This window comes from Paracoccus sp. NIOT.M2S5SZ12 (genome assembly GCF_057748165.1).
On sequence record NZ_JBYLFR010000057.1, the window covers coordinates 1 to 1,351 of the forward strand.

Consider the following 1,351-nt stretch of genomic DNA (forward strand, 5'->3'; position numbering starts at 1 on the left):
TCCAAGCGTAGAACGTGCCCTCCGACATCCCGTGCTTGCGGCACAGGTCAGCACACTTTGCCCCCGCCTCATGCTCCTGCAGGTGTTCGAGATGTTCGCGCATCATCCGGTCCAGTGCCGCAAAGGTGGCACGCGGATCGGCCCCCACCTCGGCCGCCAGCAGCGGGGCGGTGCGCTGGACCCAGGCCATGTGGGCGTCGCGTTCGGCACGCGCGCGGGCGAACACGGTGCGTGTGGCGGCGGCGGTTTCGACCAGCAGGCCCTGTTCCTTCTCGAATGCCAGCTTGGGGCGCTGCACCTTCACGATCTCATGCAGCCGTTTGGCCTCTGCCAACGTGGTCGAGACGCGGGCTGGGGCGGCAGCGGCACCACCCTTGTTGCGGCGGGCGGGGTCAAGGTTGTCCTCGATCCAGGCCAGCCCCACCGCCACGTCGATCTGCCCGTCCGGGCGTACCGGAAGACCCTCGGCCACCAGTTGCGAGATGCGACCCTTGGTCAGCCCGACGCGGGCGGCGAAGGCAGTCTTGGTCTCGGCGCTGTCGAGTTTAGTCATTTCCGCCCCCAGACGCTGGCGGGCCAATGCGCTGCGCTCCCCCGCATGCGAATTGGCCCGGGAGGAACCAACGTTTTCCCGATCCTTCCCGATTGATGCCCCTCTGACCGGCCAGCGGGGCGCGGCGGATGACGCAAGAATGACGCAGGAATGACGGGTTTCGGGGCGTAAGTCGTTGATAGTGTTGAGATGACGCACCTGCCCGGGGAACATTTTATATAGGGGGTATATTGGGCCTTCAGGGTTGGGTGGTTTTCCCCTTTATCAAAAAGGTTGGAGCCAAGTGCGTCATCTCAACACTTTCAATGGGTTGCGCGCCAAAGTCCGTCATTCTTGCGTCACCACTGCGTCACTGTGATGCCGAGGAAGAACCGGCCTGCGCTGGTGCGCTTGTGCTGGATGCCGGCCACCTGAGCCTGGACGCGTTGCACGAAGCCGTTGATCGCGGGGATCTTCTCGGGCTTGAAGCCCTCGGCCTGCGCCCAGTTCTGGAAGCGGAGGTGCGCATCGCGGGTGGCCAGCATCGGGCCGCTATCTGTTCCAGCGCCAACGCAGCAGGTCATTGACTTTGGTGATTTTGTAGTCGGGGATGCGGGCGCGGGTATCGGCGAGCCAGAGCAGGCCCGCGGAAGGCCCGGAACCGTGGTCGGCGACAATGGCACCGAGTTCACCTCGAACGCGATCCTGACCTTTGCCGACGACCTTAGGATCGACTGGCACCGCATCGCGCCGGGCAGGCCCACCCTGAGCGTCTTCATCGAGTGCCTCAAAGGCCGTCTGCACGACGCGCTGTTGAAC

At 64.5% G+C, this 1,351-nt stretch carries 2 protein-coding genes and 1 pseudogene; 1 reads left to right on the forward strand and 2 read right to left on the reverse strand.

Annotated features, from left to right (window positions below; translation table 11 throughout):
* Together AC2SGK_RS18235 and AC2SGK_RS18240 are read right to left on the reverse strand one after the other, a co-directional pair.
* Positions 1-553, reverse strand: a 553-nt coding sequence (locus tag AC2SGK_RS18235; protein WP_488324793.1) for a hypothetical protein, incomplete at its 3' end; no start/stop codon positions are given.
* 338 nt (positions 554-891) lie between these two features.
* Positions 892-1,077, reverse strand: coding sequence for a hypothetical protein (locus tag AC2SGK_RS18240; RefSeq protein ID WP_488324794.1), 186 nt, complete (start codon positions 1,075-1,077; stop codon positions 892-894).
* A gap of 100 nt (positions 1,078-1,177) precedes the next feature.
* On the opposite strand from AC2SGK_RS18240, the pseudogene AC2SGK_RS18245 reads away from it, so the two are divergent.
* A pseudogene (locus tag AC2SGK_RS18245) lies at positions 1,178-1,351 on the forward strand (transposase); the annotation flags it as partial.

Coding starts and splice junctions, on each gene's coding strand:
- AC2SGK_RS18240 (WP_488324794.1), bottom strand. CDS start 1,077: ATGCTGGCCACCCGCGATGCGCACCTCCGCTTCCAGAACTGGGCGCAG.